Raw genomic sequence first — 21,584 nt, forward strand, 5'->3', positions numbered from 1 at the left:
GAAATTGTAACTAGGAATCTCCCGGCGGGTCCGCGATCGTTTTCCGTGAAGGACATCGAGGAGATCACCGTGAATGACCGGTACGAGCTTTACTGCCTAGCGGACCCGTTCTTTTATGACACCCTCGACGGCGGCGGGAACGACCATCCGGACTTCCCGCTCGCCGGCCGGGAGGTCCCCGACGGCTGGGCTCACCAGCGGACCGACACGTGGCTGCACTACGCCCCGCTCGACTGGCCCGCCCCGGCGCAGGGCTGGAAGATCCATGTCTCCGCGTGCGCCCGGGACGCCGAACGCGCTCTGGAAGCGGTGTGGGACTACTGCGTGCCGCGGGGCATCGCCTTCAAGTTCCTGCGGAGCCTGCCGGTCATGACGATGCTGAACTCCAAGGCGGCGGCGCGCGGCTCCAGCGGCAAACTCGTGACGATCTATCCCGAGGACGACGACCGGCTGGAGCCGGTGCTCAAGGATCTCGATGTCCTGCTCCACGGGATCGAGGGGCCCTACGTCCTCAGCGACCTGCGCTACGGCGACGGCCCGCTGTTCGTCCGGTACGGCGGCTTCTTCCCGCGCCACTGCCTGGACGGGAACGGCGAGATGGCGCTGGCCGTCGAGGACGGCGAGGGAAACCTGGTTCCGGACGTCCGGGGGCCTGTTTTCAGCACCCCCGCCTGGGTGACGCTGCCGGCGTTCCTCCAGCCCCACCTCACGGCCCGGAACGCGGTCACCGTCGAGGGCCTGCCGTACACGATCGAGAGCGTCATGCAGTTCTCGAACGGCGGCGGCGTCTATCTGGGCCGGGACACGCGCACCGGTGAGCGCGTGGTGCTGAAGGAGGCCCGGCCGCACGCGGGGCTCGACGTCGCGGGCCGGGACGCCGTGGCGAGGCTCGCGCACGAGCGGGACATGCTGGAGCGGTTGTCCGGCCTGCCGGCGGTGCCCGCCCTGCTGGACCACTTCTCCGTGGGAGAGCACCGCTTCCTGGTCCAGGAGTTCGTGGACGGCAACCCTCTGCAACGACTCCTGCTGCAGAGGTACCCCCTGACCCGGGCGGACTGCCGGCAGGAGGACCTCGACGACTACACCGCCTGGGTGCTCGACGTGCTGCCCAGGGTCCGGCAGGCCCTCGGCTCCCTGCACGGGCGCGGAGTGGTCTTCGGCGACCTGCACCCGAACAACATCCTTCTCACCCCGCAGGGCCGCCTGGTCCTCATCGACTACGAGGTGGCCACCCTCGCCGAGGACCGCGGACGCGCCGCCCTCGCCCACCCGGCGTTCGCCGCGCCGCGCGACCGCCGGGGCCTCGACGTCGACGCCTACGCGATGGCCTGCCTCTGCCTCGGGCTGTTCGCCCCCCAGCTGACGATCATGCTTCCGCTCGACGGGTCGAAGGCGCACCACCTGGCCGAGCTCATCGCACGCACCTTCCCCGTCCCGGAAGGGGTCGTCGAAGAGGCGATCACCGTCATCACGGGCGGTCCCGCCGCGGACGGCGGGCCGGTGGCCCCGTCGCGGACGCCCCGGCCGGGCCGCGACGAGTGGCCGCGCCTCCGGGAGGCGATGGTCCGGGCCATCCTGTCCAGCGCCACCCCCGGCCGCGACGATCGGCTCTTCCCCGGCGACCCGGCCCAGTTCGAGCCCGGCGGAGGCCTCGGTTTCGCCTACGGCGCGGCGGGCGTGCTCTACGCCCTGGACAGGGCCGGAGCGGAGCGCCTCCCCGAGCACGAGGCGTGGCTGCGCCGGCGGGCACGCTCTCTCGGGCGGGGCGCTCCCCTCGGGTTCTACAACGGGCTGCACGGCATCGCCCATGTCCTGGACCTGCTCGGCCACCGCCAGGACGCCGTCGGCCTCGTGGCCGGCCGGCTGGACGAGAAGTGGGAGAGCCTGGACCTGAGCCTGTTCGGGGGACTCTCCGGGATCGCGCTGAACCTGCTCCACCTGGCCGGCACCGCCGATGAGCCCGCCTTCGCGGACACGGCCCTGCGGATCGCCGGCATCTGCGCCGACCGCCTCGGCGGGCCCGAGGACGTGCCGGAGACCAGCGGCGGAGCCAACCCCCGCGCGGGCCTCATGCACGGCTCGGCAGGGGTCGCCCTGCTCTTCCTCCACGCCTACGAGCGGACCGGTGACCCGGCGCTGCTCGACCGGGCGGCCGTGGCCCTCCGCCAGGACCTGCGGCGTTGCACGACGGGCCGGGACGGCACGCTCCAGGTCGACCAGGGCTGGCGCACGCTGCCCTACCTCGACGAGGGCTCCGTGGGGGTCGGCCTGGTCCTGGCCCGCTACCTGGCCCACCGCGAGGACGCGTCCTTCCGGGTCGCGCTCGACGCCTGCCGGCGCGTCGGCCTGGGACGGTTCTTCGTGCAGTCCGGCCTGTTCGCCGGCCGGAGCGGGGTGATCGCCGCCCTCGCCGGAGGGCTGGGACCCGCGGCGGACGGGACCGGCTCCGTCCTGGCCGAGCAGCTGCGCGGCCTGCAGTGGCACGCGCTGTCCTGCGGCGGCGGGCTCGCGTTCCCCGGCGACCAGTTGCTCAGACTCTCCATGGACTTCGCGACCGGCACGGCCGGAGTCCTGTTCGCGATGAGCACCGCGCTGCACGAGCGCCCGGTGTTCCTCCCCTTTGTCCAGCCGCCCGGCGGCACAGGCGCCACGGTCACGGAACGGCCTGTGCACACCGACGCCGGGCGGCCCAACTCCGGCGAGACACCGAAGGAGGTGTGAACAGATGGTACTTCTCGATCTCCAGTCCCTGGAAGCCCCCACCGGGGGCGGCCACGGCGGCGGGGGCGGCAGCACGCTCACCGTCGCGAGCTGCCACTCCGGCCAGCCGAGCAACCTGAGCGTCCTGCTCTGCCACTAGTTCATCGCAGACCCTGTTCACGAAACCAGCAGAACCGGAGAGATCCAATGGTCCTTCTCGACCTTCAGTCCCTGGAAGCCCCCACCGGCGGCGGCCACGGCGGCGGGGGCGGCAGCACGCTCACCGTCGCGAGCTGCCACTCCGGCCAGCCGAGCAACCTGAGCGTCCTGCTCTGCCACTAGCGGAGTGAGTGCCCGGGACGGCCCGCGGACCGTCCCGGGCACTCCCGCCACCTGTACGCACCTGCCAGCGGAGACGGAGAGGAGGCGCCGGTGCAGTCGGCGGATCGGCTGGTCGCCCAGACCGTACGGCACGGCGGCCCCTGGCCGGCCGTCCTGGCGGTCGTGTCGATCGCCGGAGCCCTCGCGGAGCTGGCACTCCCCTTCTCCCTGGGCCGGGCCGTGGACGGTCTCACCGCCACCGGCCCGGTGCCCGGGGACCGGCTCGCCGTGTGCGCCGCGCTCGTCGCCGTCGCGGTGTCCTGTGACGCCGTCGGCGTGTGGGCGGCCGGGGCGGGCGGGGCCCGGGCCTCGCGCTGGCTGCGCGACCGGCTGGTGCGGCACGTGCTGGGCGTCGGCCCCGCGGTGACCCGCCGCATCCCCGAAGGGGACCTCGTCACCAGGGCGGGCGTCAACGCCGAGGAGGTGGGCCGCGCGCCGGAGACCGTCGTCACCGGCGCGGCGCTGCTCCTGCCCACGGCGGGCGGCCTGGTCGCGCTCACCCTCATCGACCCCTGGCTCACCGCCGCGCTGGCCGCCGGCCTCGTCGTCATCGGCTTCGTGCTCCGCGCCTTCCTGCGGGTGAGCACCTCGCTCGCCGGCGACTACCAGCAGGCCCAGGGCGACATCGCGGCCCGCCTGGCCGACGCCCTGGCCGGAGCGCGCACGATCGCCGCCGCGGGGACCGCCGGCGAGGAGCGGGCGCGGGTGCTGGCCGTGCTCCCCCGGCTGCGCGTCCACGCCATGGAGATGTGGCGGGTCAACGCCCGCGCCGGAGTCCAGGCGGGCGTCGTGGTCCCCCTGCTGGAGGTGGTCGTGCTCGGTGCGGGAGGGCTCCGTCTCGCCTCCGGGGACCTGTCCGCCGGCGAGTTGTACTCCGCCGCGCGCTATGTCGTGCTCGGCGCCGGGGTCGGCGCGGCCCTGGGCCACCTGGGCGGCCTCGCCCGGGCGCGCGCCGCCGCCGGGCGGATCTGCGGCCTGCTCGCCGGCGAGCCCCGCGGATACGGTGACCGCACGCTGCCCCCCGGTCCGGGAACCCTGGAGCTGAAGGACGTCTCCGCCGCCGGCCTGGCCGATGTCGACCTGGTCGTCCCGGGCGGGTGCGCGGTGGCGGTGGTCGGCCGCTCCGGCGCGGGCAAGTCGCTCCTGGCCGCCCTCGCCGGCCGCCTGGCGGACCCGGAGCGCGGCGCGGTCCTGCTCGACGGCGTCCCGATGCCCGCGCTCTCCCGCGAGGCGCTGCGCGGGGCCGTCGGCTACGCCTTCGAGCGCCCCGTCCTGGCCGGCGACACGATCGCCGACGCCATCGGGCTGGGCCTGCGCGACCGTGATCCCCGCACGGTGCGTGCGTCCGCCCGCGCGGCGTGCGCCGACGCCTTCGTCCTGCGGCTTCCCCTGGGCTACGACACCGCGCCGGGGGACGCGCCGATGTCCGGCGGGGAGCGGCAGCGCCTCGGCCTGGCCCGCGCCTTCGCGCACGGCGGCCGCCTGCTCGTCCTGGACGACGCCACCTCCAGCCTGGACACCGTCACCGAGCGGCAGGTGAGCGAGGTGCTCTCCGGCCGGTTGCGGAACCGCACCCGGCTGGTCGTGACCCACCGGGTCGCGACGGCGGCGGCGGCCGACCGGGTGATCTGGCTGGAGGACGGCCGGGTCCGCGGCTACGACCGGCACCGGGCGCTGTGGGCCGACCCCGCCTACCGGGCCGTCTTCCAGCCGGACGCGCCGCCGGCGGACAGCCCGTGAGCCGGGAACCGGGCGGGTCCCCCGCGAACCGGCCGGTCCGGCGGGCCCTGCTCCGTGATCCGCGCCTGCTGGTCCGGCTCGGTCTCTGGTCCGCGGTGGAGGCCGCGCCCGCGCTCGTCATCGGCCTGGCCGTCGCCCGGGCGATCGACGACGGCTTCGCGGCGGGACGGCCGGCCACGGGTTTCGCCTGGCTGGCACTCCTCGGCGGGGCATGGCTGGTGGCCGCGGCGGGCGCGCGGCAGGTCGTGCTGGCCGTCGCCGCGATCGCGGAGCCGTTCCGCGAGGACCTGCTCGGCCACGTCGTGGAGAGCGCCCTGAACCAGGCCACCGCCTCGGTCCGGGACACCGGCTCCCGCGCCGTGGCCCGGTCGAACCTCCAGGTCGAACTGGCCCGCGACGCCTTCGCCTCGGTCGTCATGGTGGCCAGGTCCTTCGTCTTCACCTCCGTGGGCGTGCTGCTCGGGCTGGCCACCCTGATCCCGCAGGTGCTCGTGCTGGTGCTGCCGCCGTTCGTCACCGGCCTCGGCCTGTTCCTGCTCTCCCTGCCCGCGCTGGCCCGGCGGCAGCGCTCGTTCCTGCTGGCCGACGAGCGGACCGCGGCCTCGGTCGCCGCCATGGCCGGCGGCCTGCGGGACATCGCCGCCTGCGGAGCGCAGGAGCGCGTGGCCCGGGCCGTCGGCGTCCGGGTGGCGGAGCAGGCCGCGGCGGCACGGGCCCTGGCCCGGATGACCGCGCTGCGCACGCTGTCGCTGGCGGTGGGCGCCTGGCTGCCCGTCCTGCTGGTGCTCGCAGGCGCCCCCTGGCTCATGGCGCAGGGCACGGGAACGGGCACGGGAACGATCCTCGGCGCGCTCGCCTACGTCTCGCAGTCGCTGGCCCCCGCCCTCGGGAACCTCGTCCAGGGCCTGGCCGTCAGCGGGGTACGGCTGCGGGTGTCGCTGGAGCGCATCCTCGGCGACGACTGTCCCGGATCCCGGCCGGCGGCGGCCCGTGTCCGCGGCCGGGACGGGAGCGCCGAACTGCGCGGCGTGACGTTCGCCTACGGCCCGCACGCCGAACCGGTGGTCACCGCTCTCGACCTGTCGGTCCCCGACGGGGACCACCTCGCCGTGGTGGGACCCAGCGGCATCGGGAAGTCCACGCTCGCCGCGCTCCTCACCGGCGGCCTGCTGCCCGGAGCGGGCCGGGTCACGGTCGGCGGCGTGCCCGCGCACCGGCTCGACCCGGCGGACCGGGTGCTCATCCCGCAGGAGGCCTACGTCTTCCGCGGGTCGCTCCTGGAGAACCTGACCTACCTCGCCCGGACACCCGGGAACCCGGAGGGGACGGCGGAGGTGGAGGCCGCCGTCGCCGCCATCGGGCTGCGCCGCCTGGTGGACCGGGTGGGCGGCTACTCCGCCGAGATCCGTCCCGGCATGCTCTCGGCGGGTGAACGCCAGCTCGTCGCGCTGTGCCGGGCCTACCTCGCCTCCGCCCGCCTGGTGATCCTCGACGAGGCGACCTGCCATCTCGACCCGGCGGCGGAGGCCCGTGCCGAGGAGGCCTTCGCGCGCCGGGGAGGGACCTTGATCGTCATCGCCCACCGGCTCAGCTCGGCGCTGCGCGCCCGCCGCGTGCTCGTCATGGACGGCGCGCGCGTGTGGCTGGGCGGGCACGGGGACCTGCTCGCCTCCTGCCCGCTCTACGCCGACCTGGTCGGGCACTGGACGCCCTCCGACATGCAGGAGCAGATGTCATGATCTATCCCCCTGCCGAGCGGGGACCGGTCGTCGACCGTCTCCACGGCCACGCCGTACCCGATCCGTACCGATGGCTGGAGGACCCGGAGAGCCCGGAGAGCAGGCGGTGGCTGGCGGCCCAGGACGGCCTGTGGCGCGCCCGCGCCGCCGCGCTGCCCGGCCGCGACGGCTGGCGCGCCCGCGTGGCGGAGCTCACCGCCGTCGGAACGGTCACCGCGCCGGTGTGGCGCGGCGGGCGCCGCTTCTTCCTGCGCCGTACGGCGGAGCAGGAGCACCCGGTGCTCTACACGGCCTGCTCCGACGGGGCCGAGCGCGCGCTGATCGACCCGGCGGGACTCGATCCCGAAGGCCTGACCACGCTCGAGGCCTGGCAGCCCGCCCCGGACGGCCGCCTGCTGGCCTACCAGCTGTCCCGGCGCGGAGACGAGCGGTCGGAGCTGCGCGTCATGGACGTGGCCACCCGGCGGACCGTGGACGGCCCGATCGACCGCTGCCGTCGTTCCCCGGTGGTGTGGCTGCCGGGAGGCACGGCGTTCTTCTACGTCCGCGACCGGCGGGTCCGCCTGCACCGGCTCGGCTCGCGCGCCGCGGACGACCCCGTGATCCGCGCCGAGGAGCGATCCTACGGGCTGGGGATCAGCCCCGACGGACGCTGGCTGACGGTCTCGGCGGCGGCCGGGGCGGGCAACGACCTGTGGCTGGCCGATCTCGGCGCCTCCCCCGCCGAGCGGCCCGCCCTGCGGGTGGTCCAGGAGGGGACGGACGCGACGACGGTGCCCGCCGTCGGCCGGGACGGGCGCATGTACCTGCTGACGACCCTGGGCGCGCCCAGGGGCCGGTTGTGCGTCGCCGACCCCGCCCGGCCCGATCCCGGCGGGTGGCGGGAGCTGGTCGGCCCGGACCCGGAGGCGGTGATCGGCGACTTCGCGGTCCTCGGCGGCTCGGTGCTCCTCGTCGGCCGGACCCGTCACGCGGTCAGCGAGATCGGCGTGCACGACCTGGCCACCGGCGAGCAGGTCGGCGAGGTGCCGCTGCCGGGACTGGGAACCACCGGGCGCATGTCCGCGCGCGCCGAGGACGGACACGAGGTCTGGTTCTCCTACACCGACGCCGTCACGCCCGCGAGCGTGCACCGCTACGACACGCGCACCGGGCGCACGACGCTCTGGGCCGCCGCGCCCGGCGCCGCGGAGGTCCCCGAGCTCACGGCGCGCCGGATCTCCTGCACCTCGGCCGACGGCACCACGGTGCGCGTGGTCGTGCTCGCCCGGCCGGGGACCGGTCCCCGGCCGGCGGTCCTGTACGGCTACGGCGGGTTCGGGGTCCCGATGACGCCGTCCTACTCCGGTTACGTCCTGCCCTGGGTGGAGGCGGGCGGGGTCTTCGCGATCGCCCAGCTCCGCGGCGGCGGCGAGGAGGGCGCGCAGTGGCGCCGCGACGGCATGCTGGAGCGCAAGCAGAACGTCTTCGACGACTTCGCGGCCGCCGCGGAGCGGCTGATCGCCGGCGGCTGGACCACGCCCGCGCAGCTCGGCGTCTGCGGGGAGTCCAACGGCGGGCTCCTCGTCGGGGCCGTGATCACGCAGCGCCCCGAGCTGTTCGCCGCCGCGGTCTGCTCGGCCCCGCTGCTCGACATGGTCCGCTACGAGCGGTCCGGTCTCGGCCCCGCATGGCGGGACGAGTACGGCTCCGCGGAGGATCCCGAGCAACTGGTCCGGCTGCTGGGCTACTCCCCGTACCACCGGGTCCGCGAGGGAGTGGACTATCCGGCGACGCTGCTGGCCTCCTTCGGCGGCGACTCGCGGGTGGACCCCCTGCACGCCCGCAAGATGTGCGCGGCGCTGCAGCACGCCACGTCGGGCTCGCGGCCGATCCTGCTCCGTCACGAGGAGGGCGTCGGGCACGGGGCACGGGCGGTCGGCCGGTCGGTGGGGCTGGCCGGCGACATGCTCGCCTTCCTCGCCGAGCACACCGGGCTCGGCCGCGGGACCCGGTCCCGCCCTGGTCACGCGGGCCGGCCGGCCGGGTGAAGGGGACGCCCGGACTCAGGTCCGGGAGCGGTAGCGGACCATGCCGATCTCGGCCACGTCGTCGGGCCAGAGCCAGCCGTCCTCCTTGGCGATCCTGATCGCCTCCACCCGGGTCCTCGCCCCGATCTTGCTGAGGATCCGCGACAGGTAGTTGCGGACGGTGCCTCCGGACAGGAAGAGCCGGTCGGCGATCTCCCCGACCGGGGCCCCTTCCGCGGCCACTCTGAGGACCTCCAGCTCCCGCGAGGTGAGCGGGTTCTCCCTGGCGTTGAGCGCGGCGACGGCCAGGTCGGAGTCGACGACCTGCTCCCCGCCTGCGACCCTGCGCACGCACTCGGCCAGCTGGCCGGCCGGGGTGTCCTTGACGAAGAAGCCGCAGGCGCCGGCGGCCAGCGCCCTGCGCAGCGCCGTCGGCGTGGCCAGACCCGTCAGGATCACCGTGCGGCAGGAGGGGAGCCGGCGGTGGAGCTCCGCCGCGGAGGTGATGCCGTCGGTGCCGGGCAGGCCGATGTCGACCAGCGCCACATCGGGCCGGTGGCGCAGGCACGCGTCCACCACCTTGTCACCGTGCCCCACCCCGTCGACGACCGTGATGTCCTGCTCCGCGGAGAGCAGAGCCATCATCGCCCCCCGGATGAGATGCATGTCCTCGGCGATCAAGACGCTTATCAAGGGTCGTCTCCTTATGCGCGGCGGCCCGTCGGTGTCTTCCGGCTCTCAGCGTCACCCAGGGAGTCCTCGGTGTCGCCCGAGGAGGTCAAGCGTCACCCAAGGAGGTCAAGCGGCTACCACTTACCCGGCTTCGACTTGATGTAACGGGAGATGTCCGACGATTCCGTCCGCCCGCGCGTCACGGCCGTCGCGGGCCCTGCGCGGTCGCGCCCCGGCCGGGGACGGCTCCTCGGGACGGGGATTGTCGGGCGCAGGCCGTACGGTATACCGCGTGCCAGAGACGAACCACGAGATCACGCTGGACTCCGCCCTCGGCGAGGAGGCGGTGCTCGCCACCTACCGCCGCATGTTCGCCGCGCTCGCGCGCGACAGCGGCGCGGTCGTGGACGACCCCGCGCTGGTCGACATCGCCGAGACGCTGTTCGCGGCGTTCGCCGAGGCCGGCGAGGAATGGCTGACCCACGAGCAGATGCGGCACGCCTGCCGGGACCACCCGCTGGAGATGTTCGAGAACCGGCTGCGGGTGCTCAGGGGCCTCGGCGCGATCCGCGAGGTGTTCCCCAAGCCCAACCAGCTCCGCTACCGGGCCTCGTTCACCAGCGTGGTGGGGCTGATGTTCATCCGCCGGATGATGGACGACGGCGGCCAGTCGGAGATGCACCGGCTGCTCGCGCTGGAGGACCTCAACGTCGCCGACCCGCGCACGACCATGGAGGAGGCGCGCGCCAGCGCGCAGAACCTGGCGCGGGCGTTCCGGCTCTGGGCGCTGGAGCTCGTCACGCTGACCGGCGGCACCATCGAGGAGCTGCGCGAGCAGGCCCCCAAGCTCTGGGGCACCGAGGAGATCGCCCGGCGGGCGCAGAGCCTGCACGGCACGATCCTGACCCGCTGGCCCGACCTCGACCGCACCTGCACCGAGCTGCGCGCCGCGATCTACGCCTACAGCGACGCCTCCCGGCGCGCCGCCGGCCGGCTGGCCGACTCCGCCGGCACGACGCGGAACCTGACGCTGCTGCCGGCGGAGACCTGGCGGACCTTCGCCCAGACCGCCAGCAAGGAGCGGCTGGCCGCGGTGCTCGACGGTTTCGTCTTCGACGCCCCCGCCCCGTGGCACGACCCCGCGGCGATCGTCCGGGCCGTCGACGAGAGCCCGCGCCCGGCCCCCGCCCAGCCGGCTCCCCCGCGCTCGGCCCTGCCCGACCCCGGCCCCGCCGACTCCCACCAGGCGGACTCCGGCGGGCTCGACCGGCTGGCCTCCGTCGCCGAGACCGCGCTCGCCGGACGCTCCGCGGCCCGGCTGGAGGAGCTGCTCACCGCGGACGGCGAGTGGGTCTCCGCCCGCCGCCTCCTGGCCGACCTCGTCTCGATCGACCTGCGCCCGGAGTCGCCCTACCGGCTGCGCTGGACCGACGGGCTGACCGCGGACCCCGGGACCGAGCCCGCCTGGCTCTCCCACGGCCTGCTGGAGAGGACCGGGCATGACGGCTGAGACCCGTCCGCCCCGGACCGCGGCCGCCGGAGGTCCGGGCGCGGCCGCCGGGGATCCGGCCGTGCCCGGGCTCGCGCACGCCCGGGCGCGGGCGACCGGCCCGCTCCCGCTGGGCGCGGACGAACCCGCCCCGCCGGGGATGGCGCGCCTCTCGCACGGCGACGGCACCGGTTTCGCGCTGCCCGCCTGGCCCGACGGGGCGACCCCCTCCCTGCTGGAGGAGTACCACACCGCCCCGGTCCACGTGGAACGGTCCGGGGAGACCCGCCGGGTGCTGGCCGCGGCGCTGAAGTGCTGCTGGAGGGATCTGGCCGCCGACCCCTGGCCGGGGGCGCCCGCACCGGTGGACGACGTGCTGGCGGCCTACCGGGCGCTGATCGGGCGCGGCGACGACCTCATGCGCAACTGGGCCGTCGGCGCGCTGCGCCGCCTGCACGACTCGGCCTGGCTGGTGGTGGGCGACGGCCTGGTGCGGCTCGGCCCCCGGTGCGCCTCCTGGCCCGCCGGGTCCCACGCGCAGTTGCGGGAGCTCATGCGCCGCCTGCCCGCCCCGGGCGAGGAGGCGGCCGGTCTCGACGTGCTGCCCGCCGCCGGGCGGGCCGAGGGCGCCGCGAGCGTCACGGTGCCCGAGGAGGTGGACGAGGACCTGCTCGGGCCGCTCGACGAGCGCCGCCGGGCGGAGGTCGTCGCCGCCTTCATGGCGGTGGAGCACGCCGCCGAGCCGGTGCACGAGGCCCGGTTCCCCGCGCTGCGCGACCCGGTGCTCCGCCGCGTGCTCGCCGAGCTGCTCCAGCGGCGGGGCCGGGTCCTCGTCCAGGGACGCGAGACGTGGACCTCCGGCTACGCCGACGGCACGGCGTCCGGGACGGGGGGCGGGACGGGGGGCGGCCCCGGGGCGGGCACCGTCCCGGACGAGGCCGGGCGCGCCGTCCTGGCGCTGGTGCTCGTCCACTCGGTGGCCATCCCCCGTGCCGAGGGCCTGCTGCCCGCCGACAGCTGGCTCTCGCCGTTCCCCACCCAGGTGGAGGAGCTGCGGCGGCACACCATGCTGCCGATCGGCGAGCTGGAGGCCGCGCTGCGGAGCCTGCGCCACGCCGGGCTGGTGAGCCAGGTGAAGGCCGGGGAGGAGGCGGGGGGCTACGTGCCCGGCCCGCAGTTCCACCGGCTGACCGGCCCGGCCCGGCGGCGCCTGCAGGAGGAGCTGATCCTCGCCGCGGGGCCGCACACCCCGCTGGCGGCGGCCGTGCGGGCCCGGCGCCGGTGAGCGCGGCGGGCGGGGGGACGACCGGGCCGAAGGCCGTGCCGGGGTCCGGATCGAGGACCGTATCGAGGGAAGGAAAGACAGGGTTGACCGAGCAGCCGAGCCGGACGGCGAAGGCCTCACGCGGAGCGGGGACGGCCGGCAGGAGGACCGGAGAGCGGGCGGCGCAGGAGGGCGGGACGGGCCCGACGCACGGGAGTCAGGCGAGCCTGGTGGCGGTGGACGCCCAGGCGGCCGCGCCGAGCGAGAACGTGGTCGGCGACCGGGTGCTGATCGCCGTGCAGGCCGTCAACATCTCCCGGCTCTCCACCCATCCGGTGCCGACCGTGCCGGGCACCCTGATCGTGGTCGCCGGGGCCGGGCCGAAGGACTCCAACGGCGCGGGCAAGTCGTCGTTCATCGCGATGATCACGGCGCTGCTCGGCGACGAGCAGTGGCGCTTCGCCTCGGGCGCCAAGGCCGTCTCCGAGCTGCTGTTCAACGCCGAGCTCGCGGCCGGGGCGGGCGGGCGGACCTGGGCCAGCGCCGCCCACGGCTACATCGTGGGCGTCTTCGCGAGCCCCGGCACGATGGACGACGCGGTGACCGTGTGGCTGAGGGTGAACCAGGAGGCACCGCACCTGGAGATCCGGTGGACCCGCGGGGTGCGGATGGCCTCGGCCGCCTCGGAGGCGGAGCGGGTGGCGCGGGCCGACGAGGTCTGGGCGACCCTGCCGCGCTCGGCCGGCCGGCGCGACGTGGTCGCGCGCGACCTGACCAGGTTCCTGTACGGCGACCGCGTGCGGTGCGTGTCGTTCCTGTCCACCTCGGTGCGGAGCAAGGTCGCCACGAACCTGCTCTCCCAGCCGCTCAACGAGATCTCCCCCGAACGGGTCTTCGAGGCGATCGCCGCGCTGACCGGGCTGGACTCCGAGCTCGACCAGGAGCGGGAGGCCAGACGCGACGAGCACGCCAAGCGGGTCCGGGCCACCCGGGCCGTGGAGCTGCTCAAGGAGTTCGAGGACGAGTCCCGGGCGCTGCTGGAGACCTTCGACCGGCGCGACCGGGCGCGGGTGCGCCTGGCGGAGGCGCTGCGCTGCTGGCGGGGCCGGCTGGCGCGCAGGCTCGCCGACGCGGCCGGGCGGGACGAGGCGCTCACCGCCGAGCTGGAGCGCCTCCGCCAGGCGGGCGAGCGCGCCGCGGAGTCGATCGAGACGGTCCGCGCGGAGATCGCCACGCTGAAGGACGACACGCTGGACCGCGGCCTGGCCGAGGCCCGCGAGCGGCTGGCCGGGCTGCAGGCCCGCGCGGCCGCGCTCGACGCCGACCGGGCGGTGGCGGAGAACTCCGCGGACGAGCTCCGCGGCGCGATCCCCGGTCTGGAGGAGCGGCGGCGGCTGGCCGACGGCCGTGACGTGGCGGCCGCCGAGAGCGAGCTCGCGCAGGCCAGGGTCCGGCTGAACGGGACGCTGAAGGCCCTGGGCGTGGCCGACCGCGAGGCCGAAAGCGCCCGGGCCGCGCTGGACGACGCCGAGGGCGGCCCGGCCGCCGCTCAGCTCAGGGCGCTCGCCGAGGCGGGCGTCGGGGCGACCGGCCTGCTCGACGCGATCGACGTGGCCGAGCAGGCCCGCGACGGTGCGGCCGCCGGGGAGGCGTCCGCTGCGGCGGGCGTCGCGGCGGGCGCGGTCTCCGTGGCGGGCGGCAGGGGGTGGCCGCAGGAGCACGCGGTCGTCGTGGACGCGGGCGACCTGGCGGCGGCGGAGCGGGCGCTGTCCGCGCTCCCCGGATCGGTCCTGGTCAGCGCGGCCGGGGTCACGGTGGTGGGCGCGTTCGAGGCGGTGGCCACCGGCCGGGACGCCCGCATCAAGGCAGCGGAGGTGCGGCTGCACCGGGCCCGCGACACGCAGGAGGCGGCGGCGGAGGCCGTACGGGCGGCCGAGGACGGGGTGGCCGAGGCGGAGCGGCGGCTGGAGGGCGCCCGGGCGGCCGTGCAGCTGGCCGGCGTCGAGCGGCGGCTCGCCGAGCGGCGGGCGCGGCTCACCGAGCTGACCGGGGCGCTGACCGAGCTCACGCCCAGGGTCGGCGAGGCCGAGCGGCACGCGAGCGCCCTGGACTTCCGCGCGAGGACCAGGAACATGGAGATCGAGCGGCTGGAGGGCCGCCGGGCCCGCCACGAGGCGGAGCTCGGCCAGGCCGGGCAGCAGGCGGCCAGGGTGTCCGCCGACCGCGACGCCCTTCGGCTGGACGCGCTGACCCGGGAGTGGGGCGGCACCGCCGGCGGGGCGCACGAGTGGCTGGGCGCGCTGGGCGAGGACGAGCGCCCGCTGACCGCGGAGGAGTGGTGGCGGGCGGCCGAGCGCCACCTGGACGAGGCGCTGCGCGACACCTTCCCCGGCGATGACGGGGAGATGCCGGAGGAGCTCCGGTTCCTGCTGCGCGACCGCGCCGAGCCCGGGGCGGGCCGGACCGCGCGGGAGCAGGCCTCCTTCCCCGGCGTGTGCGCGGCGCTGGCGTCCTACCTGCGCGGCCAGGAAGAGTACGAACGGCACCAGCGCCGGCAGATCGAGGCCCAGCTCGCCACCCGGCAGCGCGACCTGACCGCCGCCGCCCGGGGCGCGGAGGAGGCCGCCCGGTCCACCGCAGTGCACCGCGCGGCGCTGACGGCGGCGATCAAGGCGCGGCTGGCCCGGGTGTCCGAGGAGTTCGACCGGCTCGACACCTCCTACGGCGGATACGGCGCGACGCTGGAGTTCCCGGTCCCGCCCGCCCCCGCCGACCCGGAGCAGCGCTGGGCGTGGCGGGTCACCCCGAAGTGGCGCCGGGGCGAGGGCCAGGGCTTCGTGCCGTACAACCGGCGGGCCAACACCGCGCTGATGGACGAGAAGGCCGTGAAACTGGTCTGCGCGGCGGCGATCGCCTCCTCCGGCGGCGGGCACCTCTGCCTGGTCCTGGACGAGCTGGGCCGCAACCTCGGCAAGGAGCACCGGCGCGAGGCCGTGGCGCTGTTCCGCAGGATCGGCGAGACCTACGGGATCACGGTGATCGGCGCGCTCCAGGACGACATGGAGCCCTACGCGGTGGACGCCTGCGGCCAGTACATCAAACTGCGCCGTTCCTCCGACGCCATGCCGTACAACGAGCCGCCGGTGGTCGTCGGCCATGACCGCCACGCCGAGCGGGTGCGCGCCCTGGCCGCCGCGGTCAGCAGATAACCTCGTGACGGAGTTCGTTTCGACAGGACCTCCGGAGGCCCGGCGCGTGCCCGCCGGTCCCGCCGTGGCGCGCCGCCGCTCCGCCGCGCGCGGCGGCGGGCCCGGCCGGCCGGGCTCCGCGGGACACGACGTGGAGGGGCCGGTGCCGGGGTCGTCGCTGGACCAGGCACCCGTTCAGCGCGACGCCTACCGCGCCATGGCCCTGGCGCTGCGCGTGGGCGAGCTGCTGCTCGGCAGCGGCGAGGCCACCGAGACCGTCTCCGGGAGCATGCGCAGGATCACCAACGCCTACGCCGTGCCGCACTGCGAGGCCGACGTCAACCTGTCGGCCATCACGCTGTCGCACGTTCCCGCCGACGGCCGGGCCCCGGTCACCGCCGAGCGGCGGGTACGGCGCCGCCTGCCCGACTACGACCGGCTGATCGCCGTCCACGACCTGGTGAGGGAGGCCTCCGACGGATCGGTCCCGCTCGGCGAGGCCGAGGCGCGGCTGAAGCGGATCACCCGGCGGGTGCCGGTCTACCCGAACTGGTTCCTGGTCACCGCGCTCGCCCTGATCGCCGCCTCGGCGAGCCTGCTGGTCGGCGGCGGCGCCCGGGTGGCGGCGGCGGCGTTCGCCGCCACCGTGCTGGGCGACCGGGCGAGCGCCTGGCTGGCCCGGCGGGGCGTGGCGGAGTTCTTCCAGCTCGCGGTGGCCGCGCTGCTCGGTTCGCTGGTCGCGGTGCTGATGATCGCGGTCGACGCGCCGGTGCGGGCCTCCGCGGTGGTGGTCGGCGCGGTGGTCGCGCTGCTGCCGGGGCGGCTGATGGTGGCCTGCGTGCAGGACGGCATCGCCGGCGAGTACGTGACGGCGACCGGCCGGCTGTTCGAGGTCTTCTTCACCCTCACCGCCGTGATCTCCGGAATCGGCCTCACGCTGTACGCGGCGGTGCGCTTCGGCGTGCCGCTGAGCGTGGAGAACGTGCCCGTCGCCCCGCTCTCCCTCCGGACCGACCAGATCGTCGGGGCGGTCGGGGTGACGCTGGCGTTCGCCGTCGCGCTGCTCGTGCCGCCCCGCTACCTGCTGCAGGCCTCGATCGGCGGCGGGCTGATCTGGGTGGTCTTCGTGCAGCTCATCACCGTGTGGCAGGTCCCGGTGGTGCTGGCCACGGCCGTCTCCGCGACGGTGATCGGCCTGCTCGGCACCGCCTACGCCCGGCGGGCCCTGATCCCCTCGCTGGTCCTCACCGTCCCGGCCGTCTGCCCGCTGCTGCCCGGCACGGCCCTGTACCGGGGCATGCTGGAGATCAGCCTCGGCCATCCGGAGGCCGGTCTGGTCAGCCTGCTGCAGGCGCTCTCGACCGCCCTGGCGCTGGGCGCCGGCGTCATCCTGGGCGCGGAGATCCTGCGGGCGGTCACCGGTTCCGAGGTGACCAAGCGGGTCCTGCGGCCGGCGGCCCGCCGTACCCGCGGCTACTGACCGGAGGCGGCGGGAGGCGCCGTGGCCCCGGCCGCCGGAGCGACCACGGAGTGGGGGACGCGGAACCGGGGCGCGCGGGCGGCGGGCGGGGCCGCCCGCACGGCGCGGTCGCGGCCGGCCTCCTTGGCGGCGTACAGCGCGGTGTCGGCGCGGCGCAGCAGCTCCAGCGGCGTCTCGCGGCCGTCCCACAGGGCCAGGCCCGCCGAGAAGGTCTGGCCCTGCGGAGTGACGACCCGCAGGGCCGCCAGCAGATGCTCGGCGTCCTCCAGACCGCGGCCGGGCATCAGCAGCACGAACTCCTCACCGCCGTAGCGGGCCAGCATGTCGGCATTGGTGATCACCAGGCTCCAGGCCGTGGCCGCGCCCGCCAGCAGCTCGTCCCCGGCCTGGTGGCCGTGGGTGTCGTTGAACAGCTTGAAGCGGTCCAGATCGACCATGGCCAGGGCGAGGGGGGTACCGTCGCGGGCGGCGCGCCCGTACTCCCGGGTGAGCTGGGCGTCCAGGGTGCGGCGGTTGGGCAGCCCGGTGAGGGTGTCGGTGCGGGCCACCTCGTCCAGGCGCCGGGCCTGCTCCTCAAGACGGCGCAGCATGATGGCCATCCGGGCGACCACCAGGACGAACAGCAGGACCGAGGCGACCGCGACCGGCCACGCGCTCGGCTCGAACCCGAAGGTCAGCTGCGCGATCAGGGTGCCGGGGGCCAGCAGGACCACGGTCGTCAGCGTGAACAGGCGCCGCGCGGTCAGGAACGGGGCCGGCTCCGGGGCGGTCCGCAGCAGGTCGGCGGCCGAGGGGTGCAGCGCGGCGGCGCCCCAGATCAGATAGGCCGCCAGGAAGGGCAGCACCCCGAGCGACAGGCTGAATCCCTGCGGATCCTCCAGCAGGACGAAGATCACGTCTCCGGCGAGGATGCAGACCAGGGCCGTGGCGATCATCCGGAAGGCGGGCGTCCGGGCGCCCGAGCCGGTCAGCAGCCGGACGAGCGCGGCCAGCAGCAGCACGTCGCCGAGCGGATAGCCCAGCGCGGTCACCTGGACGAGCAGGGAGTCGTAGTGGCCGATCTTCGGGCTGATCAGCAGCACCCAGTAGGGAAGGCTCAGCCCGACGATGAGGATCGCGGCGTCCAGCCGGCCCTCCCGGTCACCGGGAGAACGGTGGTGCCGGGCGAGCATGAGCAGGGCGGCGACGACGATCGGGTACTGCAGCAGGTAGAGCCCGTCGGCCGCGGAGGGGAAGGGGTTCACCTCCGCGATGTGCTCGTAGTAGACCCAGAGGCTGTCGCCGACGACCGCGCAGAGCTGGCCGATCCCCATCAGGGCCCACGGGAGGGCGGCGACGTTCCGGAGGCGGGCCGCCGAGAACAGGGTGACCGTCACGCAGGACAGTCCGATCAAGGCGTACAGCAGGTCGCGCGGCATGCCGTACGGCAGCAGCACGAAGACCGCCAGAACGGCCGCACCGCCCAGGAGGTAGACACACCACGCTCGAGAACCGCCCATACTGCTCCATCGGCAGACCGGCCAGACCCTCAAACTTCAGGGAGTCGTCATCCTATTACAAATTGTTACCGGCGGCGGGTAAAGCCGTGACGTTCCGCACCGCCGGGGCCGCCCGCACGGCGCGGTCGCGGCCGGCCTCCTTGGCGGCGTACAGCGCGGTGTCGGCGCGGCGCAGCAGCTCCAGCGGCGTCTCGCGGCCGTCCCACAGGGCCAGGCCCGCCGAGAAGGTCTGGCCCTGCGGAGTGACGACCCGCAGGGCCGCCAGCAGATGCTCGGCGTCCTCCAGACCGCGGCCGGGCATCAGCAGCACGAACTCCTCACCGCCGTAGCGGGCCAGCATGTCGGCATTGGTGATCACCAGGCTCCAGGCCGTGGCCGCGCCCGCCAGCAGCTCGTCCCCGGCCTGGTGGCCGTGGGTGTCGTTGAACAGCTTGAAGCGGTCCAGGTCCAGCAGGGCGAGACTGATCGGCGTGCCGTCGCGGGCGGCGCGCTCGTACGCGCGGACGAGCTGGGCGTCCAGGGTGCGGCGGTTGGGCAGCCCGGTGAGGGTGTCGGTGCGGGCGATCTCGTCCAGGCGCCGGGCCTGGTCCTGCAGGCGGCGCAGCATGATGGCCATCCGGGCGACCACCAGGACGAACAGCAGGACCGAGGTGATGGAGACCGGCCAGGCGCTCAGCTCGAACCCGAAGGTCAGCTGCGCGATCAGGGTGCCGGGAGCGAGCAGGACGACCGCGGTGAGGGTGACCAGCCGCCGGGTGGTGAAGGAGGGCGCCGTCTCCGGCGCGGCCCGCAGCAGGTCGGCGGCCGAGGGGTGCAGCGCGGCGGCGCCCCAGATCAGATAGGACGTCAGGAAGGGCAGCACCCCGACCGCCGTGGTGGACACCCCCTCCTCGTCCAGCACGAAGATCACGTCTCCGGCCATGACCAGCACCAGGGCGACGGTGACCATGCGCCCCGAGGGGGTTCGCGCGTGCGAGGCGGCCAGCAGCCGGACGAGCGCGGCCAGCAGCAGCACGTCGCCGAGGGGGTAGCTCAGGGTGATCGCCTCTTCGAGGGCGGAGTCGTAGCCGCCGATGCTCGGGGCGATCACGAGCACCCAGTAGGGCAGGACGAGACCGACGATGAGGATCGCGGCGTCCAGCCGGGCCTCCCGGTCACCGGGAGAGCGGTGGTGCCGGGCGAGCATGAGCAGGGCGACGGCGACGATCGGGTACTGCAGCAGGTAGAGCCCGTCGGCCGGTGAGGGGAACGGGTCGACGTGGGCGATGTGGTCGTAGTAGGTCCACAGGGCGTCGCCGAGGGCCGCGGAGAGCTGGCCGATCCCCATCAGCAGCCAGAGCAGGCCGACCGCCCCGCGGCAGCGGGCGGCCGCCGCGAACGCGGCCGCGGCGCTGGACATCCCGATCAGGCTGTACAGCCCGTCACGCGTGAGGCCGTACGGCAGCAGCGCGCAGACCACCACGGCGACCGTGCCGCCGAGGAGGTAGAAGCGCCATGCCGGGGAATTGCCCACACCGCCCCATCGGCAGGGCGGGAGGCCACCTTAGAGTACCAGGGCCGTCACGCAGAGTGGGCGGCCCTGTCGCGCTCCGACGCGGACGGCGGGTGCCGCCCGCGCGCGGTCGTCCCCGGTGTCAGGGGTGGTCCGGATGAGATCCGTGCGCGAACCGCACGGCGACGGACAGTCCGCCTTCGGGGCGTGCGCTGGTGGTGAGGGTGGCGTGGTGGGCCCGGATGACGGCGTCGACGATGGCGAGACCGAGACCGTAGCCGTCGCTGCGGCCGTGCCGTTCGGGCGCCAGTCTCTGGAAGGGCTGGAAGAGACGCTGGAGCTGGTCGCCGGGGATGACCGGCCCGCTGTTGGTGACCGTGAGGACCGCCTGCGTGCCGGAGGTCCGCGTGGTGATCTCTACGTGCCCGGCCGCGTGGTTGTGGCGGATGGCGTTGTCGACGAGGTTGGCGACGAGGCTTTCGATCAGTCCCGGGTCCCCGGCCGTCACCGCGGGCGTCAGGTGCTCGGCGAGGCCGATGCCTGCCCGCGCTGCCCGGTCGCGGCGGGAGGCGAGTACTCCTTCGACGACGTGGGCGAGGTCGAGGGTGTCCCGGCGGGTGACACCGCGCTCGCCGGTGGCCAGAGCGAGCAGCGCATGGACGAGCCGCTCCTGGTGCCCGCCCAGGGCGAGGGCCTCCTGACAGGCCGAGCGCAGGGTGTCGGCATCGGCGTCGGGGTCGGCGAGAGTGACTTCGAGCAGGGTGCGCAGGCCGGCGAGAGGGGTGCGCAACTCGTGGGAGGCGTTGGCGACGAAGTGGCGCTGGGCGTCGAAGGATGCCTCGAGGCGGGCGAACAGGTCGTCGAGGGTGTGGCCGAGCTCGGTCAGCTCGTCCGTGGGCTCGCCGAGGTCGAGGCGCCGGTGGAGGCTGCCGGCGGAGATGATCCTGGCGGTGGCGGTGATGGCGCGCAGCGGGTGCAGGAACCGGCCGGCGACGAACCAGCCGAGAGCCAGGGCGACGGGTGCCAGAACGACCAGGGCGACGGCCGATCCCGTGAGAAGCCGGGGCAGGCCGATCCCGGGCCCGGTCTCGGTGATCACGCTCGATGAGGGGCGGCCCTCGGGAGTGGCCGCATGGACGCCGGCGAGCGGGACGGCGACGAGGACGACCGCCGAGGCCCCGGCGGCGTAGACGCCCGCCGCGTAGGCGAGCGCGAGCCGTGTCCGCAACGACCTTCTGGCGGGCTTGCGGGAGGTCATGCCGGTCCGATGCGGTAGCCGCCCTCGCGGACGGTCTCGATCACGGGCGGGTCGCCGAGCTTGGCCCGCAACCGGTGCACGGTGTGCTTGACGGCGCTGCTGAAGGGGTCGGCGGCCTCGTCCCAGACGCGTTCGAGCAGTTCCTCTGCGGAGATGACCAGGCCCGGTACGGCGAGCAGGCATTCGAGCAGGGCGAACTCCCTGGGGCTCAGCTCAAGGCGCCGACCGGCCCGGAACGCGGCACGGCGGGCCGGATCGAGGGTGATGTCCTCGCATGCCAGGATGGGCGGCAGCGGCGGGGTGGCGCGGCGGGCCAGCGCACGGACGCGGGCGACCAGTTCGGCGAACGCGAACGGCTTGGGCAGGTAGTCGTCGGCGCCGAGGCCGAGCCCGTCGACGCGGTCCTCGATCGTGCCGGAGGCGGTGAGCATCAGGATACGGGTCTGGCAGCGGCTGCGGGCGAGTCGCCGGCAGATCTCGTCCCCGTGCACGCCGGGCAGGTCGCGGTCGAGGACCACCACGTCGTAGCGGGTGGCGGCCAGGCGGTCGAGGGCGGCGGTTCCGTCCAGGACGACGTCGACGGCCATGCCCTCGCGGCGCAGCCCGGTTCCGACGGAGCGGGCGAGGACCTCGAAGTCCTCGACGACGAGGACCCTCACCGCCGGTCACCGCC

Annotated in this window: 15 protein-coding genes; 10 read left to right on the forward strand and 5 right to left on the reverse strand. The window is 75.2% G+C overall.

What is annotated here, in order from left to right; all coding sequences use genetic code 11:
* The first annotated feature begins 69 nt into the window (after nucleotides 1–69).
* The 6 genes from lanKC to FHS22_RS20820 all read left to right on the forward strand — a co-directional run bounded on the left by lanKC (nucleotide 70) and on the right by FHS22_RS20820 (nucleotide 8,590).
* Nucleotides 70–2,721 carry a class III lanthionine synthetase LanKC gene (gene lanKC, locus FHS22_RS20795; RefSeq protein ID WP_184943960.1) on the forward strand — a complete coding sequence of 884 codons (2,652 nt, stop codon included), beginning with the start codon at nucleotides 70–72 and terminating at the stop codon, nucleotides 2,719–2,721.
* Nucleotides 2,722–2,725: 4 nt separating this feature from the next.
* Complete coding sequence (locus FHS22_RS20800; protein ID WP_184943961.1) at nucleotides 2,726–2,860, forward strand: SapB/AmfS family lanthipeptide; 135 nt, start codon at nucleotides 2,726–2,728, stop codon at nucleotides 2,858–2,860.
* Between the two features lie 47 nt (nucleotides 2,861–2,907).
* Nucleotides 2,908–3,042, forward strand: coding sequence for a SapB/AmfS family lanthipeptide (locus FHS22_RS20805; protein ID WP_184943961.1), 135 nt, complete (start codon nucleotides 2,908–2,910; stop codon nucleotides 3,040–3,042).
* A gap of 90 nt (nucleotides 3,043–3,132) precedes the next feature.
* A complete protein-coding gene (locus FHS22_RS20810) occupies nucleotides 3,133–4,821 on the forward strand; it encodes an ATP-binding cassette domain-containing protein (RefSeq protein ID WP_184943963.1) in 1,689 nt (562 codons plus the stop codon).
* A complete protein-coding gene (locus FHS22_RS20815) occupies nucleotides 4,818–6,560 on the forward strand; it encodes an ATP-binding cassette domain-containing protein (RefSeq protein ID WP_184943965.1) in 1,743 nt (580 codons plus the stop codon). Before FHS22_RS20810 ends, FHS22_RS20815 begins: the two co-directional genes overlap by 4 nt.
* Nucleotides 6,557–8,590: a prolyl oligopeptidase family serine peptidase gene (locus FHS22_RS20820; RefSeq protein WP_184943967.1), complete on the forward strand. Its 2,034-nt coding sequence runs from the start codon at nucleotides 6,557–6,559 to the stop codon at nucleotides 8,588–8,590. Before FHS22_RS20815 ends, FHS22_RS20820 begins: the two co-directional genes overlap by 4 nt.
* Before the next feature lie 15 nt (nucleotides 8,591–8,605).
* Here the strand turns inward: FHS22_RS20820 and FHS22_RS20825 are convergent, their stop codons facing one another.
* On the reverse strand, nucleotides 8,606–9,262 hold the full coding sequence (locus FHS22_RS20825; RefSeq protein ID WP_184943969.1) for a response regulator transcription factor: 657 nt from the start codon (nucleotides 9,260–9,262) through the stop codon (nucleotides 8,606–8,608).
* Nucleotides 9,263–9,533: 271 nt separating this feature from the next.
* Here FHS22_RS20825 and FHS22_RS20830 point away from each other — a divergent pair, with 271 nt between their 5' ends.
* The 4 genes from FHS22_RS20830 to FHS22_RS20845 all read left to right on the forward strand — a co-directional run bounded on the left by FHS22_RS20830 (nucleotide 9,534) and on the right by FHS22_RS20845 (nucleotide 16,662).
* The gene (locus FHS22_RS20830; protein ID WP_184943971.1) at nucleotides 9,534–10,751 is read left to right on the forward strand and encodes a hypothetical protein; all 1,218 of its coding nucleotides are present in this window, start codon (nucleotides 9,534–9,536) and stop codon (nucleotides 10,749–10,751) included.
* A complete protein-coding gene (locus tag FHS22_RS37390; protein WP_260408127.1) occupies nucleotides 10,741–12,015 on the forward strand; it encodes a hypothetical protein in 1,275 nt (424 codons plus the stop codon). The genes FHS22_RS20830 and FHS22_RS37390 overlap by 11 nt, the downstream gene beginning before the upstream one ends.
* Nucleotides 12,016–12,098: 83 nt before the next feature.
* Complete coding sequence (locus tag FHS22_RS20840) at nucleotides 12,099–15,203, forward strand: coiled-coil domain-containing protein (RefSeq protein WP_260408128.1); 3,105 nt, start codon at nucleotides 12,099–12,101, stop codon at nucleotides 15,201–15,203.
* A 4-nt stretch (nucleotides 15,204–15,207) separates the two neighbouring features.
* Nucleotides 15,208–16,662, forward strand: coding sequence for a threonine/serine exporter family protein (locus FHS22_RS20845; RefSeq protein WP_338047862.1), 1,455 nt, complete (start codon nucleotides 15,208–15,210; stop codon nucleotides 16,660–16,662).
* On the opposite strand, the gene FHS22_RS20850 is transcribed toward FHS22_RS20845, so the two are convergent.
* The 4 genes from FHS22_RS20850 to FHS22_RS20865 form a co-directional block, all read right to left on the reverse strand.
* Complete coding sequence (locus tag FHS22_RS20850; protein WP_184943973.1) at nucleotides 16,656–18,161, reverse strand: GGDEF domain-containing protein; 1,506 nt, start codon at nucleotides 18,159–18,161, stop codon at nucleotides 16,656–16,658. The two genes, FHS22_RS20845 and FHS22_RS20850, sit on opposite strands and share 7 nt — an antisense overlap.
* A gap of 55 nt (nucleotides 18,162–18,216) precedes the next feature.
* A complete protein-coding gene (locus FHS22_RS39305; RefSeq protein ID WP_184943975.1) occupies nucleotides 18,217–19,674 on the reverse strand; it encodes a diguanylate cyclase domain-containing protein in 1,458 nt (485 codons plus the stop codon).
* A 121-nt stretch (nucleotides 19,675–19,795) separates the two neighbouring features.
* A complete protein-coding gene (locus FHS22_RS20860; RefSeq protein WP_184943976.1) occupies nucleotides 19,796–20,911 on the reverse strand; it encodes a sensor histidine kinase in 1,116 nt (371 codons plus the stop codon).
* Complete coding sequence (locus tag FHS22_RS20865) at nucleotides 20,908–21,570, reverse strand: response regulator transcription factor (protein WP_184943978.1); 663 nt, start codon at nucleotides 21,568–21,570, stop codon at nucleotides 20,908–20,910. The genes FHS22_RS20860 and FHS22_RS20865 overlap by 4 nt, the downstream gene beginning before the upstream one ends.
* Nucleotides 21,571–21,584 lie beyond the last annotated feature (14 nt).

The organism is Thiemannella venezuelensis, from assembly GCF_014203605.1.
Lineage (GTDB): Bacteria > Actinomycetota > Actinomycetes > Streptosporangiales > Streptosporangiaceae > Planomonospora_A > Planomonospora_A venezuelensis.